The sequence below is a fragment of the Flavobacterium rivuli WB 3.3-2 = DSM 21788 genome, from assembly GCF_000378485.1.
GTDB classification, from domain to species: domain Bacteria; phylum Bacteroidota; class Bacteroidia; order Flavobacteriales; family Flavobacteriaceae; genus Flavobacterium; species Flavobacterium rivuli.
This window is the reverse complement of record NZ_KB899966.1, coordinates 531,204-548,106: the sequence shown is the minus strand read 5'-3', so window position 1 is coordinate 548,106 and position 16,903 is coordinate 531,204. Positions and strand designations below refer to the sequence as shown.

The following is a 16,903-nucleotide window of genomic DNA, read 5'->3' as shown; positions in this document are numbered from 1 at the left end:
TTGTTAGATTTGCAGGGTTTTAAGGTTACTTAAACTAATTTACAGTTTACCTTGCTAACTTATTTTTTTATGAAAGAAGAAATAAAAGCCTATAATAATATATTGGAACTGATAGGGAATACACCCCTTATCAGGGTTAATAAAGTTACAGAAGGTTTAAAGGGGAATTATTACGCTAAAGTTGAAGCTTTTAACCCGGGTCATTCCACTAAAGACAGGATTGCACTATACATTATTGAAGAGGCCGAGAGAAGAGGCGTACTTAAACCTGGCGATACCATTATAGAAACCACATCTGGTAACACTGGCTTTAGCATTGCTATGGTTAGCATTATTAAAGGTTATGATTGCGTGCTTGCAGTAAGCTCTAAATCATCGAGAGATAAGATAGATATGCTACGCGCTATGGGAGCAAAGGTTTATGTGTGCCCGGCAAATGTATCGGCAGATGATCCCCGTTCTTATTACAGCGTTGCTAAAAGGCTTCATGAAGAAATGAAAGGCTCGGTTTACATCAACCAGTATTTTAACGACCTTAACATGGATGCGCATTACAAAACTACCGGGCCCGAAATTTGGGAACAAACCGGTGGCCAGATAACGCACCTTATTGCATGCAGCGGTACGGGTGGAACAATATCGGGTGCGGCACGTTACCTTAAAGAGCAAAACCCTAATATCAGGATACTGGGTGTAGATGCTTTTGGATCTGTACTTAAAAAATACCACGAGACTAAAGAGTTTGACAGCGAAGAAATTTACCCATACCGTATAGAGGGGCTTGGTAAAAACCTTATCCCTACGGCAACAGATTTTGATGTTATAGACAAGTTTATAAAAGTATCTGACGAGGATAGCGCCCATGCCGCAAGGTATATTGCTAAAACCGAAGGTCTTTTTGTAGGTTACACAAGTGGCGCTACGCTACAGGCTGCAAGGCAGTATGACGAGGCAGGAGAGTTTGACGAAAACAGTAATATTGTAATGATATTCCCGGATCATGGTTCGCGCTACATGAGTAAAGTGTACAGCGATGAATGGATGAACGAACAAGGCTTTTTTGACAGTGTTAACCTGGAAGAAGCACAAAAAATTGAATTTATAAAGTAATCTTACTTTTTTAGATATATAGGGAACTCCGGCTAAGGCCGGAGTTTTTTGTTTTAATAGGTTTATATTTACCGCAGATATTTATAAAAGATCATTTACCACAAAGGCCACAAAATTTTTCCACGGTGGGTACAGAGATTACCGCCCAAAGGCGGAAGTACACAAGGCTATGTTGAAATTTTAATAGGACTGATAATTACGTATAGCCTTGTGTTCTTTTTAAGACAACTTGTTGTCCGTTGTGAACTTATATAACTTTGTGTACTTAGTGAAAAAACTTTGTGACCCTTGTGGTAAATTTTTTTTTATAAGAACTTATTTAGACGTAAAAAAGCCACACAACATACCTCCTGTAGTTATCCCTGATTTAAAATTATGCGTTAGCTATTAAATAAGGGCTACTGCCCGGGCTCGTTCCCCGGGTCTTGGTAAGCTGTGTGGCTTTCTATATATCGTTATAAAGCAGCATCTTCACTACTGCTTAGCACTATTATTTTCAGTATGCCAAGGAACTAAAATGGTTGTTTGTGGATTTGTTAATCCGGTAATTTGTGAAGCCGGTTGAAGTTTGGGTAATGTATAATAGTTATAAAAATTTAATGACATGATATTTAGAACCGCTACGGCGCACCCCTGCAATTGATGTCGGGCATTTGCTGAAAAGGAAAGTTGGACCCGGTAACTAATCGATAGTTAAATGGGATATTATTGTTAAGAATGTTGAAGTTTGATGAACGATCAAAAGCTTCAAATGCATCATCTGCTAATATGCTTTTTCCTTCTTTTGATGGTACTGTATCGAAATCAATATCCGTAAAAGGCACAATGCTATCATTTATATGCTCTGTGAGAGGCTCTATGTAAATATCCTCATCAATGTATGCAATAACATATTTACCGGCAAGGCGGCCCTGTATGTAAGCATTATAATCAAAACGTTTGGCGGTTTTGTTTTCTGTGGTATACATATAAAATTATGTATATGAAATCTCAGTACAAATCTGGAAAGAAAAATTGAGGAAGTAGTCAGGAATTAAAGAGGTAATTCTATGACTGCAAAGATAAGAATAATTTATTTCATTAGAAAATAATCTTATAAAAAAAATGTTACCTTAAGTTTGATAGTTATAGCCAAATATGTTTTAAGAAATGTCACGCAAAAGCGCAGAGCCGCAAAAAGTAGAGAGACACGCCTTGCCTATGCACCGGCAACTGACAGGTCGCCGGTAAAGATGCTAATTTATGGGTGTCGGCTTAGCGGCTCGCGTCTGCATAAAAAAAATAAAATATATATTACAATTCGGCTGTAAAATTTGTGCCTGTTACTTACTTATTTTTAAATCACTTTCCCTTCAATAATAACCCGGTCAATTAAATTACTGCCAAAGGCATACGGCAGTTGGTAATAGGAGGTTAGGGGTTTAGTAATAATTATGTTGGCACGTTTGCCCACGGTTATACTCCCATGCGTTTCACTCAGGCCCATAGCATAAGCCCCATTTATTGTAGCTGCGTTAATAGCTTCTTCGGGAGTCATTTTCATTTTTATGCAGGCGGTTGCAACCACAAGGTTCATATTTCCGCTTGGCGTGGTACCGGGGTTAAAGTCGGTTGCCAGGGCTAATGGCAAACCGGCATCGAGCATTTTGCGTGCGGGCGTGTAAGGAATGCTTATAAAAAAGGAACAGGTAGGCAATGCTACCGGCATAGTATCGCTGTTTTTAAGTGCTTCAATATCTTCATCGGTTACAATTTCAAGATGGTCTACGCTAAGTGCGTTATGCTTTACACAAGCAGCAATACCATCAATGGCAGTAAACTGATTTACATGAATTTTAGCAGGCAGGCCATACTTTTGTCCGGCAGTCATTATGCGTTCGGTTTCTTCAACAGAAAAATACCCCGTTTCGCAAAAGGCATCAATATAATCGGCAAGGTTTTCTGCGGCAATTGCAGGAAGCATCTCGTTCACAATTATATCTATATAACCCGTATGGTTTTCTTTATATTCGGCAGGAAAAGCATGTGCCCCTAAAAACGTAGCTTTTATGGCAATGGGATATTCTTCCCTCAGTCGTTTTATTACACGGAGCATTTTAAGTTCACCTTCAACGGTAAGCCCATACCCTGATTTTATTTCTACGGCTCCGGTTCCCTGCTGCATTACTTCCTCAAGACGCAGTTTAGACTGTTGGTATACTTCTTCCTCGCTGGTTGCATTAAGCCGTTTGGCAGAGTTTAAAATACCGCCGCCACGATTAGCAATCTCCTCATAAGTAAGTCCGTTTATGCGGTCTACAAATTCCTGTTCGCGGTTGCCGGCATATACTATGTGGGTATGGCTGTCGCACCACGCAGGCAATACTGTTTTTCCGGCGGCATCAATTATTGTGGCATCCGGCAGGTTAGGGCAGGTATCCATTGTGCCAAAACCGGCAATCAGGTTGTCTTCTATAAGCAGCCAGGCATTTTTAATAACAGGCAAATGTGCCATTTCCTTACCCGAAACTTTTGTGATGCCGCTTTCGCGAATTTGCAATATCTCTTTACAATTAATGATGAGCGTAGCCATAAATTAAACTTTTTGTAAAATTAAGAATGGATTTTAAAAAAGCCTTACTTTTAAGGGATACAAATTATCTTTTTTGTGAAAAGAATAGAATATAGAAAAGTACGCAATGTACAGCCCAATTTTTTTGAGTATACAGGAGAATATAAAACAGATCCTGTAGCTATGCAGCTCTTTATATTTAATGAAGAGGGCTATGAAGAGTACACCAAAAATGTGGGGCTGGACAGGGTAATTAAAGAATGTACCGATGTAAATCAGGCTGAAGATGTTAAGTGGCTTAATGTGCATGGGCTTCATGATACCGAGCTGATACGCAAAATAGGCGACCTGTTTAAAATTGACAGTTTTGTGGTAAGCGACATTTTAAACACCTCCCGCCGTACGCGTATTGAAGAACTGGGCGACGTATTGTTTTTCAGTGTAAAATCGGTACTCCCGGTAGAGGAAATAAACATGATAAAGACAGAGCAGGTTAGTTTCCTGCTTAAGGATAATGTAATTGTATCTTTTCAGGAAAAAAAGAGCGATTACTTTGAACATATACGCGAACGCATTCGCACAGGTACAGGCATAGTGCGTAAAAAACAAAACGATTACCTGCTTTACCTGATGCTCGACGCGATTATGGAGAATTTTTACATAACGCTGGAAGGGTATGAGAGCCGTATCGAAATTTTTGGTAATGAGGCAAAGCTTGGCGTTCGTAACGATTTTATTACCGGTGTAGAGAAAACTAAAGACAGCCTTAATTATCTTAAACGCGCTATTGCGCCATTGCGTGATGCTCTTTACAACCTTAAAAGCGTTAAGGAAGATGAGGAGTTTGAAACCATTCATAAAACTACTCATACTTATTTTGCCCGCCTCCATCAAAAATGCCTTGAACTACTGGACCAGGCCGAATATGACCTTAGCGCTTTAGACAGTGCCTCGAACTTTCATTTTGCAGCCCAAAGCCAGAGAATGAACCAGATTATGAAAACCCTTACAATTTTTTCGGTTATCTTTATGCCGCTAACCTTTATCGTGGGCGTTTATGGCATGAATTTCGACAATATGCCCGAACTGCATACTCGGGATGGCTACTATGTTGTATGGGTTGTTATGATAGTGGTTACCATAGGTATGGCAATTTACTTTAAAAGAAAACGGTGGTTTTAATCAGAATATATTAGAATGAAGTTTACAAGTGATGTGTCGGGAAAAGAATTTCCGCAAAGAGAAAAGGTTGCTGCAACTTTAGTACGCAAACCTTTGGTTGAAATGATTAAAAAAGACCACCCTGAATTTGACGAAACCTGTAGCCTTGCCATGAGCGAGCTAAACGAATACCGCGAAAAATATATTGCAGATTTCCTTCAGCAGGAATTAGGGCCTCTCGACGAAATGGAAACCAAAGTGGTTAATGCCCTTAAAGATAAAACCATAATATCTGATAATCCGGATGACGATGATGATATTGCAAATTCTACCTTTGGACAGCGCGTTGCCGACAGGGTAGCAGCCTTTGGTGGTAGCTGGACGTTTATAATCATGTTTGTTTCGTTTCTTCTTGGCTGGATTGCCGTTAATATTGTGCTTCTTGCCAATAAAGGCTGGGATCCGTACCCATTTATATTGCTTAACCTTATCCTTTCGTGCGTGGCTGCATTACAGGCTCCTGTTATTATGATGAGCCAAAACCGCCAGGGCGAAAAAGACCGCGATAAAGCAGAGAATGACTACATGGTTAACCTGAAATCTGAATTGGAGATACGTATGCTGCACGAAAAAATAGACCACCTTATATTGCAGCAGGAGCAGGCACTTATAGAGATACAGAAAGCACAGATAGAGGCTATGAACGATATCCTTAACCGCCTCGAAAAAAAGCTCTGAACGTTTTAACAAAGTAAAGTTGAGCTTTACAACAAAATAATGCTTTCTGTTATACCCGAACTTTGTCCTATAATTTAAACTTAATAATAATGGAAAAAGTTTGGTTCATAACAGGAAGTTCAAGAGGCCTTGGGCTCGACCTTACAAAAGCAGTTTTAGCATCCGGAGATAAAGTGGCGGCTACTGCCCGTAACACAAAACAATTAGAAGATCTTGTTGCCCAATACCCCGACCAGTTATACCCTATACAACTCGATGTTACTAATTACACACAGGTACATGCTGCTGTGGCAAATGCGGTACGGCATTTTGGCAATATAGATGTATTAGTAAACAATGCAGGTTTTGGCATTACAGGCGCTGCCGAAGCATATACCGATGAGCAGGTGCGCAGCCAGCTCGAAACAAACCTTTATGCCCCTATAGAAATTACCCGTGCCGTATTGCCATACATGCGCAGGCAGGGCAGTGGCCGCATATTGCAGATAAGCTCTATTGGTGGGCGAGTGGGCAATGCCGGTGTAAGTATTTACCAGGCGGCAAAATTTGGGCTTAGTGGCTTTACAGAGTCCTTAGCTAAGGAAGTTGCCCCACTTGGAATATTGGTAACATCGGTAGAGCCTGGAGGTTTCAGGACTGACTGGGCAGGGGATAGCATGACCTACGCGCCAGAGATTGAAGATTATGAATTGGTTACCCAGCGCGCCAACTTCTTTAAGAGCGGCGACTTTGTACCGGTTGGCGATCCGGTTAAAGCGGCAAATGTTATGGTAGACCTTGCAAAGCATCCTAATCCGCCGGTACACTTAGTGTTAGGCAGTGAGGCAATAGGTATACTTAAACATGCCGACGAAGCCCGTACTGCCGAAAGGGAGGAGTGGCTGCCTGTAAGCCTTTCTACAGATCATGATGAAGCAGTAAACTTTTTTGAAACAGAGCAGGGCAAGAGCTACCTTAAAAAATAGTATTTTATACAAGAAGGCGTAGTACCTACTGCGCCTTTTTATAACTTTACATTATGGATGATCATGAAATTTTAAACAGGCCACGCATAATGTATTCCTGCTATTTTAAATTAAGCAGGGAAGGGGAGCAGTTTATACCGGAACATGTTTTTAGTTACATAAAGTCGGGTAGTTTGTTGATAAACGATGGTAAACAGGAACATTTAATGACGGCAGGTACTTTTGCATTTTATACACGGGATACACTGGCCAAATTTGTTAAAATGCCCGATGCCGATAATGGTGAATTTAAAGCACTTTCTATAAGGCTTGATAAAGATACACTGCAAAATTTTTCTCAAACGTATGGTTACAGCGCGTCCGGGAAGCATACCACAAAAAGCAGTATTATAAAACTGGAACCACAACCGGTGTATCATGGCTTTGCCGATTCGCTACTGGCATATTTAGAAAAGCCGGATAGCCATAGTGATGCCCTTTTAAAATTAAAAGTGAACGAAGCAATTATGATATTGCTTGAAACAAAACCTGAAATGGGAGATATTTTATTTGACTTTAATGAGCCCGGAAAGATAGACCTTAAGGCTTTTATGGCTCGAAATTTTCACTTTAATGTAGACCTGAGCCGGTTTGCCTATTTAACAGGCAGGAGCCTGAGCACTTTTAAGCGCGATTTCGAAAAGATATTTAGCACCACACCTAACAGGTGGCTGCAACAAAAAAGGCTTGAAGAGGCACATTTTCTTATTAAGGAAAAAGGCAAAAAACCATCGGATGTTTATCTGGAAGTAGGTTTTGAAAACCTGTCTCACTTTTCGTTCGCCTTTAAAAAAGCTTTTGGCAAGGCACCGTCGCAACTGCTTAGCGGAGAATAAGCTGCATAAAAAGCAGGTCGAGCCAGCGATTAAATTTATAGCCCGATTCTTTTAAAATGCCATTCTCTGTAAAGCCAAATTTTTTATGAAAGGCAATGCTTCCGTTGTTTGATGCATCAATGCAACCTATCATGGTATGGTAATTCTGGGTTTTGGCTAAATTAATTAATTCTGCCATTAGTAAATTACCTATGCCTTTGCCGGTTTGCCCATCCTTTACATATACAGAATGTTCTACCGTATATTTAAAGCCCTCCTTAAACCGGAAGGTACCATAACTGGCATAGCCTAACACTTCGCCATTTTGCTCGGCAACTATAACCGGCCAGTTGGCAGCCAGTTTATCCAGTAGCCAGGTTTCCATTTCGGCATAACTGCGTTCATTATAATCATATACTGCAGTGGTGTGAGTTATAGCGTGGTTTACTATATTAAGTATGCCTGTTAGATGATGCAGTGTAGCGGGGAGTATATTAATTTCCATATTTTGTAACCATATCTTTTAAGTGTAACCAAACTTCATCTTTACCATACTCGCCAAAATAAATAAAATAATTACCATTAGGGTGGATTATTGCAACACTACCATAATTAAAATGATATGGAAAGAATGTTTTTTCTATAAAAGCATCTGTATCGTGGCGCCAATTCAACGTTTTGCCGTGATGATGATCTAAATTTTCAGGATATTTATTAACCCAGAATTGCTCATTTTGTGCTATTTTATTAAGTACAGGTATGTAATCACTGTCATAAATAGTGCCGTGGGCCAATTCATCTTTTTTGGAATAAACCTTATCTAATCCTGATAAATAGTTTATTACAACAATTTTGGTTGTATCTATTTCCCTACCGGATATTTTTATTAAATATTGTTGTAACTGATGATGGGTAGCAGAATCCAGTTTGCCATTAAACCTCCTTACAATTATATTAGATAATATTGCCGTGTCATTTTCTACCTTGTAGCTTAAATTGTAGGCATGGTTAATTTTACTTTGAAATTCAGTCTTTGTTACCTGCTTCCCGTACGCATCAAAAAAGTATTTTTTTTTGCGTTGCCCGTAGCACGATATTGCCAGTATTAAAAAGAGGTAGGGTAGTAGTTTCATGAGTGGTTTGGTATACTGCAATATAAAACAAAACCTGCACAATTGCTTGTACAGGTTTGAAAATATAATTTAATGTAGAAACTATTTAAGCGTCCCTACCATATCTTCGGGCTTAACCCATGCATCAAAATCTTCAGGGGTTACATATCCTAAACGTACTGCCTCATCTTTTAGGGTTGTACCATTTTTATGTGCTGTTTGTGCAATTTCGGCTGCTTTATAGTAACCAATTTTAGTATTAAGCGCTGTAACAAGCATTAATGAGTTGTTTACAAGCTCTGTAATACGTGTATAGTTAGGTTCTATACCTTGTGCACAATGCTCGTCGAACGATACACATGCATCGCCTAACAATCTTGCAGATTGCAGGAAGTTAGCTGCCATAAGCGGTTTAAACACGTTAAGCTCATAATGGCCCTGCATACCGCCTACTGTAATTGCCACATCATTACCCATTACCTGTGCACACACCATGGTAAGTGCCTCACATTGTGTAGGGTTAACTTTACCCGGCATGATAGACGATCCCGGCTCATTTTCAGGAATAATAATTTCGCCAATACCGGAACGCGGACCCGAAGCCAGCATACGGATATCGTTAGCAATTTTATTTAAGGATACAGCAAGTTGCTTTAATGCTCCGTGCGTTTCTACAATAGCATCGTGAGAGGCAAGGGCTTCAAACTTGTTAGGAGCCGTTACAAACGGGTGGCCTGTAAATTTAGCAATGTACTCGGCAACCTTAACGTCATAGCCCTCAGGAGCATTTAAGCCGGTACCTACAGCTGTACCGCCAAGGGCAAGCTCGCTAAGGTGGGCAAGTGTATTTTTAACGGCTTTAATGCCATAAGTAAGTTGTGCCACGTAGCCCGAAAGTTCCTGCCCAAGGGTTAAGGGAGTAGCGTCCATAAGGTGTGTGCGGCCTATTTTTACCACCTTCATAAACTCCTGCGATTTAGCCTGCAGCGTATCGCGTAGTTTCTCTACACCGGGAAGGGTAACTTCTACCACAGCTTTATAAGCCGCAATGTGCATACCTGTAGGGTAGGTATCGTTAGATGATTGCGATTTGTTAACGTCATCATTAGCTTTAAGTACAGGTTCGCCTTCGCCAATTTTAAAACCGGCTAACACCTGGGCCCTGTTAGCCACAACTTCGTTAACATTCATGTTACTTTGCGTACCAGATCCTGTTTGCCATATAACTAACGGGAACTCGCTTGCCAGTTTGCCTTCCAGTATTTCCTCACATACCTGCGCTATGGCATCTCTTTTTTCTGCACTAAGCACGCCAAGGTCGTGGTTAGCATAAGCGGCAGCTTTTTTAAGGTAAGCAAAGCCTTCTACAATTTCTGTAGGCATAGAGCCGGATGGCCCTATTTTAAAATTATTGCGTGAACGTTCGGTTTGTGCACCCCAGTATTTTTCGGCAGGTACTTGTACCTCACCCATGGTGTCTTTCTCGATCCTGTATTCCATCCTTAAAATTTTATGGTTGTATGTTAAGTATTAGGGCTTTAAAATTCCTGTAACATTCAGGTAATTAAAAGCAAGCCAAATTTAAGCATAAATGCAGGGTTAAGAAAATGATTTCGTAAAAAAATTCAGCCATTTTTTAAGGGTTAAGGGTTGGTTAAAAAAAATATTCGCCTTATATTTGGTGCTTTAAAACACAAATCATGGAATTCGCACAATATTTAGGCTTTTTAGCATTTTTAACCGTTTTGTCAATTGGTTTTTGGTTAATGTTTTTCTTGGTACCCTTTGTAATGTACTGGGTAAGCGGTGGAGCGATAGAATTTATCAAAGAAAAAAGAGCGGAGAAAAAAGCTCAGGAATAATTTCTGTAATGTAATTCCTTAGGCGTTAGCCTGTAAATATATAGCCCGGATAAGTAATTATCCGGGCTAAGTTATTTTATTAAGATTGTAAAAACATGAGGTAGCACTATTAATTGAATTATGACGGCAGATAAAGATTAAATAACGAGCCTTCTCCCAGAGCGCTTTGTGCAGTTATATAGCCTTTATGTTTAAGCATTATCTTTTTACATATAGCGAGGCCTATGCCTGTACCTTCATATTTATCTTTGGCATGCAGGCGCTGAAAAGGCTCAAATATATGCGATGCGTGTTCCTGAGAAAATCCAATACCATTATCAGCTATTGAAATTTTGCAATACGATAGGGTAGGGTCCGACTCAAAAAATTTAAGGCCTTTACCGAGTACAATTTCACAACTTATGTTTATAAGCGGTGGCACACCGGCTTTAGAGTATTTAAGTGCGTTGCCTATAAGGTTTATAAATACCTGGGTTATTAGCGGTGGCAGCACTTTAAGTACCGGCATTTTAGCTACAGTAATAATTGCATTTTTGTTTTCTATATTTTCACGCAATTCACCTTTAGTATCATCAATAATATAAGTAATATCTGTATACTCAAAATTAATATCTTCAATGTTATTTATTCTTGAGTAATTAAGCAGGTCATTTATAAGCTGTTGCATACGCTTGGTAGATACCATAATCCGGTCAAGATATGTTTTGGTATTATCCGACAGGCCATCTTTTTCGCTGTCCATGATCATTTTACTAAAAGTATGAATCTTTCGCAAAGGCTCCTGCAGGTCATGGCTTGCAATATAACTAAAAGAGGTAAGTTCCCGATTATTTTCTTCGAGATGACGGTTATTTTGATGCAGTAGTATATCTGCAGCCCTAATATCTGTAATATCTTCTATGGCAAATAACAAGAGATGCTCAGAAAGGTTATCATTTACAATTGGGCGAACGTTGATTACTATTATTCTTTCGCCAATTTCAGGAAATACAGCGGTAATTTCAAAATTCTCGAGCTTCTCTTTTTTAATCAGTACATAGTTAAGCTGCTCCTTTAGTATCCCTATATTCCATTGTGCAGATCCTATTTCAAAAATCAGCCTGCCTTCTATATCCTGTTCTGTAGCATTAAAATATTTGTAAAAAGATGCATTGGCACTTTTTACACGAAGCTCCCTGTCTAATACCAGCAATGGTTCCCTAATAGTCTCTACAATAGCCTCGCTATACATACGCGAAATTGTAAGCTGTTCCTGCCTGTCCATTAGCTCGTCGTTAACGGTGACAAGTTCTTCGTTGTTAGATTGCAATTCTTCGGCCGATGTTTCCAGCTCTTCGTTAAGCGTTTGTAACTCTTCGCTGTTGCTTAGCAGCTCTTCGTTAGCACTTTGTAACTCTTCATTCGCAGCTTCCTGATCTTCGGTAACGCGGCGAATATCCTCGCGCATTTGCTCGATCTCTTCTTCCAGTAATTTTATGCGTTCAAGGTCGGCATCGTTACGGTTAGCCATATTTCCGTCTATATCGGCTACAATATTGTTTTTATGAAAGAGTACCAAAATATGAGGTTTGGCACTATTATCCAAGGGCATGACCTCTACATTTACGGTATATTCTTTACCTTTAAGCTGAATATTTTCCTTAATAATAGGATCCTTTGCGCCCTTTACTTTTAGTAATGCATTTCTAAGCTCGAAGGCTAAACCCTCGCGGACCATTTTAAAAATACCAAAGTTAGGTTTGCCAGGTGGTTGCAGCAGGAAGGGGCTGGTATCGCCATGAAAATGAACAATCTCTCTTTGTTCGTTTATTATAACACCCGGTGGCGTATATTTTGTAAATAATATATCGGAAGCTATTTTATGAAAATCCGGCTCTATAGTGGCTTTCTTCACTGTAAATACCTGTCTTTCTGTACTAACGTTTTCTGTACGGTCAAAAGTAGGCAAAAAAGTGCTGGTACTCGATTTGCGGGAATATATTTTGTGCTGCTTTACTATAGGTTCGAATAAATTGCTAACATGAGATACGCTTTCTGATTTTCCTAAAAATAAACAACCATAAGGCCTTAGGGCATAATGAAATGTAGTGAGTGCCTTTTTTTGCAGGAAAGGGTCAAGGTATATTAAAACATTGCGGCAGGTAATAAGGTCCATTTTTGCAAATGGCGGGTCTTTAACAAAATTGTGCACCGCAAAGATGCACATATCGCGTATTTCTTTATTTATAATATATGCACCATCTATTTTAGTGAAATACGTATTTAATCGTTTTTCTGATACATTTTGCAATTCCTGCTTGCTATATACACCGGTGCGTGCTTTAGATATTACATTTTCTGAAATATCTGAAGCGAATACCTGAACTTTAATATCGGGTAATTTATCTGACAGGTACTCATGAAGGCAAATAGCTATAGAATAAGCTTCCTCGCCGGTAGAACATCCTGCAACCCAAACACGTATGCTTTCGTCGGGCACTTTTTTAGGGAGTATATTTGTAAATATAGTATCGCAAAGGCTATTAAAAATTTTAGAATCCCTAAAGAAGTAACTAACCGGGATTAATATATCATTAAAAAGCGCATCCTGTTCCTGCCTGTCGTTCCTTAAGAAGGTAAGATAGGCAGATGGTTCTTCGCGCTTGGTAATTACCATCCTTCGGGCTATCCTTCGGCGAATGGTGGGTTGCTTATAATGAGAAAAGTCGTTGCCTGTGCGCAGTCGCAAGAGCCTTATTATCTGTTTAAAGATGTCTTCTTCTGCTTTACTCACTAAATGGTCATCATCGCTGTACGAACGGCTTGTATCATAAGCATGGTTAATATGGCTCAGGCTATCAGGTATTTCTTCTACCTCCAGCACAAAATCGGCCGCGCCGGCTTTAACGGCGCTAAGTGGCATTCCGTCAAAATCTGCCGAATCAGGGTTTTGCACAAAGGTAATCCCTCCATTTTCCTTTATAGTTTTTAATCCTTCAGTACCATCAAAACCGGTACCTGTAAGTATAACACCGCGGGCAAAGCTTTTATGTACATCGGCAAGCGAGTTAAAAAATATATCTATGGGCATATTTCGCTTTCCTGCGTCTCTGTCAGAAAGTTTAAGTACACCATCCATAGTGGTAAGTATTTTATTTTCAGGAATTATGTAAATAGTATCCGGTGCAATGTTAATGTCGTCTTCAACCTGATATATAGGCAAAACAGTTTCTGGCGTTAATATTTCAACTAACAGGCTATCATGAGTAGGAGAAAGGTGTTGTACCAGTATGTAGGCCATTCCCGAGTTAGGGTTGATGTGTCTTAGCAATCTTTTAAAAGCATCCAGTCCACCAGCCGACGCACCTATACCAACTATTGGGAAATTTTGTTCTGTATGTAGGGGCTGTGTGATGTGTTCTGACATTATAGTTTGCTTGGTGTGTAATTCAAAGATACTTAAAAATAATTTTTTGTAAATAAAAAAAAATCTCCTGAAAGAGATTTTATATAGTTGTTTTTAAGCACTACTTTTTGTAAAACGTATTTTAATTACCATTAAACAGGAAAGTAGAGGCTTATAACTGTTCCGGTGCCTAAAGCGCTGGATGCACTAATATGGCCATTATGGTTTTGCATTATTTTTTTGCATAATGCCAGCCCTACGCCAGATCCGCGATAATCAGGAGAAGAATGCAGCCTTGTAAATATATTAAATATAGTTTCGGCATATTGCTGGTCAAACCCCATGCCGTTGTCTGCCACATATATTACATTATATAATGTAGTATCATTGGTTTTAAAATTGACAGGTACATGGTTAGGTGTAATTTTTATTACGGGTTTAGTATCGGGCGAAGAATACTTAATAGAATTTGCTATAAGGTTAGAGAACAGCTGTCTTAACAAAAAAGGCATACCTTTTATTTCAGGAAGGGCATCTACAATTATTTCTGCCGATTTTTCATTTATAGTTTCTGCCATATCGATCTTTACCTCACTTAAAATATGGTTAAGGTTTACAATTTCTACAACTTCATCTGTATGTTTAAGGCGTGTATATTTTAAGATATCTATCAATAATGTTTGCATACGGTTAGCCGATGCCTTCATTCTTTGTATAGCATCCTGTGCATTTACAGATATTTGCTCGTCTTTACTTAATATTCTCGAAGCAATAAGCTGTATTTTACGCAGGGGTTCCTGTAAGTCGTGTGTGCTTATCCAGTTAATGTTTTCAAGCTCAGAGTTTGTCTGGCTAAGCAGTTCGCTAAGTTTACGGTACTTTACTTCTTCCTGGGTAATTATAAGCAGGTTTATTTGCCGTTGCAGGTTATAGGCACATGCAGCTGCAGTATCCAGCTCCGGTTGCAGCCACGGCTTGCTCGTGCATTCTACAACTTCTTTCCATAACGCAAAAGAGTTTCTTGGCGACAGGCCTTTAGCATCCTTAATAATAGATTTTGCAGGGTCGCCTGCCCAGTTAACTTCTGTTATAGTTTCCGGCCTGTACCATATAATGCAATTGTCGCTGTCAATTTCGAGCGAATGGTATATTATCCCCGATGTGTCCCGGCATAAATTTTTTGCATCAGGTAAAAAATCGATAAGTTTATTAGTGCTAAAGCTGGTGTGGTTGCTGTATACCGCAAGCCATGATGCCAGTTTTAAGATGTCCTCATCGGCTGCGGTATGGCCACTCTTGTAAATAGTGCCGTTAAAAAGTATCGATACGCCCGATGCATTGCATAAGGCAGTAAGGTCTTGACTGTTTACAAGATTGTTTAGTACCTCTGTTTGATTAAGAGTGTAATTATTAACCCTGTCAAGCGCTAATTTAATTTTTCGTGAAAGTTCATACTCTTCAGATGCCTGCCTCACATCTATTTGCGAGGTAATAAAATGGCCCTGCAACTGTGCGGCAAGCCTAACTTCCGGACTAAGATTTTTTGGCGAGTAGTGGTGGCATGCTATAAGCCCCCACAACTTCTTTTTATATATGAGTGATATGGTAAGCGAAGCACCAACTCCCATATTGTGCAGGTATTGCACATGCATGGGCGATGTACTGCGCAGTATGGCAAGGCTTAGGTCGAGGTTTTTATGCTCCGCATCATCTATTGTGTAAATAGGTACAGGAGTATAATCAATATCGGTAATAAGCCTTAATAAATTACTCATATACAAATCGCGCGCCTGTGGCGGTATATCTGTATGTGGGTAATGCAACCCTAAAAAAGGTTCAAGGTCTTCGCGGCATGCTTCGGCAAAAACTTCACCATTATAATCGGCGTCAAACCGATAAACCATAACCCTGTCATAGCCCGTTATTTCCCGCGTACCATTTGCTACAAGCTGGCAAAGCTGTTTTAAGGTATGTGTATCTTGCATGTAACCTAAAAACTGCGAAGTCTGGTCATATACTTCATTAGCCGCTTTTGCCTGTATTACTGCAGGTTCTGCCTCTACAACATATATATCATTGCTTTTATGAACGGTGCATAAAAAATCAACACCGGCAAGGGTAAGAGGCAGTAAAAACGACGAGAGCATCTGGTTATTATTTATATAATCCAGCAACAGCTGCCTGGCCTCATCGCCAAAAACGGTATCAAACCCTTTTCCAAGCAATTCAGTATGAAAAAGGGTTAGGTACTGTGCAGTATTCGCACTGCAATAATCTATAAGCAGTGAGTCTTGTTTAAGGCCAAGCAAAAAGCCATGAGGCTGTATACTGCCGGGTATATGTATAGGTTCCTGCTCACAGTTTGTGAGATTTACAATATCGCGGTTTACAATATCTTTAATCTTCATAGATTTACTATAGATGTGCGTTTGCTGTTAAGTGCGCGCTTATGGCATCAAAAGCAAAATTTGCACCGGCAATAATTTCTTCTTCGCTATCATTAACGTCTGCATACTGAATCAGTGCACCAAGAAAAGCCTTCCAGTGGCTGCCTGTTTGGGCTCCGTAACCGGAAAAATAGGTTGCTCCGCTTTCTGCATCATGTCCCAGGGCGCCATTAATATTTTTAAGGATTACGCGGCCTCCCAAAGATGATCCTTCTATAACATACATTACACCAAATGCAAAAGCAGGTGTAATAGCCACCGCATCAAGGTTTTGTGTAAGTGGCTTAGATACCTGTGTTTTAGTAACACCAAGTGTTTTAAGGTCGGCTTCTATAAACTGCGCTTTAGGGTGCACATCAAGGCCTTCAACATTTTTATATACAACAGGAAAAATATTTTCTTCGGCATCTTTTACAACATCATGCATTAAGCCAAGGTATAGAGCATACTCTTTATCTGTTACCGCAGGGTTCATAATTGATGTAGATACAGGTAATGCTTCAAGTCCTGTGTGAGATTCTGTTGTTGCAGCGCGTAGTTTTTCTAAAAATGCAGGGGCAGATAGTGTAGTGTTCATCAAAGTCAGTAATTAAAATGTAAAATAAAAATTTATAATTGGTTTATGCTGCCTCCATTTTAGGATTATAGCATATTAAAATACTTAATTTCTTAACAAAAGAAGAGAAGTAATATTGGCGTCTAAGATAAGGTTTTTTTA

At 39.5% G+C, this 16,903-nt stretch carries 14 protein-coding genes; 6 read left to right on the top strand and 8 right to left on the bottom strand.

Annotated features, from left to right (window positions below; translation table 11 throughout):
- The first annotated feature begins 69 nt into the window (after positions 1-69).
- On the top strand, positions 70-1,110 hold the full coding sequence (gene capA, locus F565_RS0102660; protein ID WP_020211645.1) for a cysteate synthase: 1,041 nt from the start codon (positions 70-72) through the stop codon (positions 1,108-1,110).
- 620 nt (positions 1,111-1,730) lie between these two features.
- Here the strand turns inward: capA and F565_RS0102655 are convergent.
- Complete coding sequence (locus tag F565_RS0102655) at positions 1,731-2,078, bottom strand: hypothetical protein (RefSeq protein ID WP_020211644.1); 348 nt, start codon at positions 2,076-2,078, stop codon at positions 1,731-1,733.
- Between the two features lie 368 nt (positions 2,079-2,446).
- Complete coding sequence (gene hutI / locus F565_RS0102650; protein ID WP_020211643.1) at positions 2,447-3,682, bottom strand: imidazolonepropionase; 1,236 nt, start codon at positions 3,680-3,682, stop codon at positions 2,447-2,449.
- A 75-nt stretch (positions 3,683-3,757) separates the two neighbouring features.
- Here hutI and corA point away from each other — a divergent pair, with 75 nt between their 5' ends.
- From corA to F565_RS0102630, 4 genes are all read left to right on the top strand, one after another.
- The gene (corA, locus tag F565_RS0102645) at positions 3,758-4,843 is read left to right on the top strand and encodes a magnesium/cobalt transporter CorA (protein WP_020211642.1); all 1,086 of its coding nucleotides are present in this window, start codon (positions 3,758-3,760) and stop codon (positions 4,841-4,843) included.
- 15 nt (positions 4,844-4,858) lie between these two features.
- On the top strand, positions 4,859-5,560 hold the full coding sequence (locus F565_RS0102640) for a DUF1003 domain-containing protein (RefSeq protein WP_020211641.1): 702 nt from the start codon (positions 4,859-4,861) through the stop codon (positions 5,558-5,560).
- An 89-nt stretch (positions 5,561-5,649) separates the two neighbouring features.
- The gene (locus F565_RS0102635) at positions 5,650-6,525 is read left to right on the top strand and encodes an SDR family NAD(P)-dependent oxidoreductase (RefSeq protein ID WP_020211640.1); all 876 of its coding nucleotides are present in this window, start codon (positions 5,650-5,652) and stop codon (positions 6,523-6,525) included.
- Between the two features lie 53 nt (positions 6,526-6,578).
- Positions 6,579-7,400, top strand: coding sequence for a helix-turn-helix domain-containing protein (locus F565_RS0102630; RefSeq protein ID WP_020211639.1), 822 nt, complete (start codon positions 6,579-6,581; stop codon positions 7,398-7,400).
- Here the strand turns inward: F565_RS0102630 and F565_RS0102625 are convergent.
- The 3 genes from F565_RS0102625 to fumC form a co-directional block, all read right to left on the bottom strand.
- A complete protein-coding gene (locus tag F565_RS0102625) occupies positions 7,387-7,884 on the bottom strand; it encodes a GNAT family N-acetyltransferase (protein WP_020211638.1) in 498 nt (165 codons plus the stop codon). The two genes, F565_RS0102630 and F565_RS0102625, sit on opposite strands and share 14 nt — an antisense overlap.
- Positions 7,874-8,512 carry a hypothetical protein gene (locus F565_RS0102620; protein WP_020211637.1) on the bottom strand — a complete coding sequence of 213 codons (639 nt, stop codon included), beginning with the start codon at positions 8,510-8,512 and terminating at the stop codon, positions 7,874-7,876. Before F565_RS0102620 ends, F565_RS0102625 begins: the two co-directional genes overlap by 11 nt.
- A gap of 81 nt (positions 8,513-8,593) precedes the next feature.
- Positions 8,594-9,991 carry a class II fumarate hydratase gene (gene fumC / locus F565_RS0102615; RefSeq protein WP_020211636.1) on the bottom strand — a complete coding sequence of 466 codons (1,398 nt, stop codon included), beginning with the start codon at positions 9,989-9,991 and terminating at the stop codon, positions 8,594-8,596.
- Positions 9,992-10,191: 200 nt separating this feature from the next.
- Between fumC and F565_RS23010 the strand changes: the two genes are divergently transcribed.
- Positions 10,192-10,353 carry a hypothetical protein gene (locus tag F565_RS23010; protein ID WP_020211635.1) on the top strand — a complete coding sequence of 54 codons (162 nt, stop codon included), beginning with the start codon at positions 10,192-10,194 and terminating at the stop codon, positions 10,351-10,353.
- A gap of 118 nt (positions 10,354-10,471) precedes the next feature.
- On the opposite strand, the gene F565_RS21100 is transcribed toward F565_RS23010, so the two are convergent.
- From F565_RS21100 to F565_RS22250, 3 genes are all read right to left on the bottom strand, one after another.
- On the bottom strand, positions 10,472-13,759 hold the full coding sequence (locus tag F565_RS21100) for a CheR family methyltransferase (RefSeq protein ID WP_020211634.1): 3,288 nt from the start codon (positions 13,757-13,759) through the stop codon (positions 10,472-10,474).
- A 131-nt stretch (positions 13,760-13,890) separates the two neighbouring features.
- Entirely contained in the window at positions 13,891-16,146 is a 2,256-nt protein-coding gene (locus tag F565_RS0102600) for an ATP-binding protein (protein ID WP_020211633.1), read from the bottom strand.
- A gap of 7 nt (positions 16,147-16,153) precedes the next feature.
- A complete protein-coding gene (locus F565_RS22250; RefSeq protein ID WP_020211632.1) occupies positions 16,154-16,762 on the bottom strand; it encodes a biliverdin-producing heme oxygenase in 609 nt (202 codons plus the stop codon).
- Between the last annotated feature and the right edge of the window lie 141 nt (positions 16,763-16,903).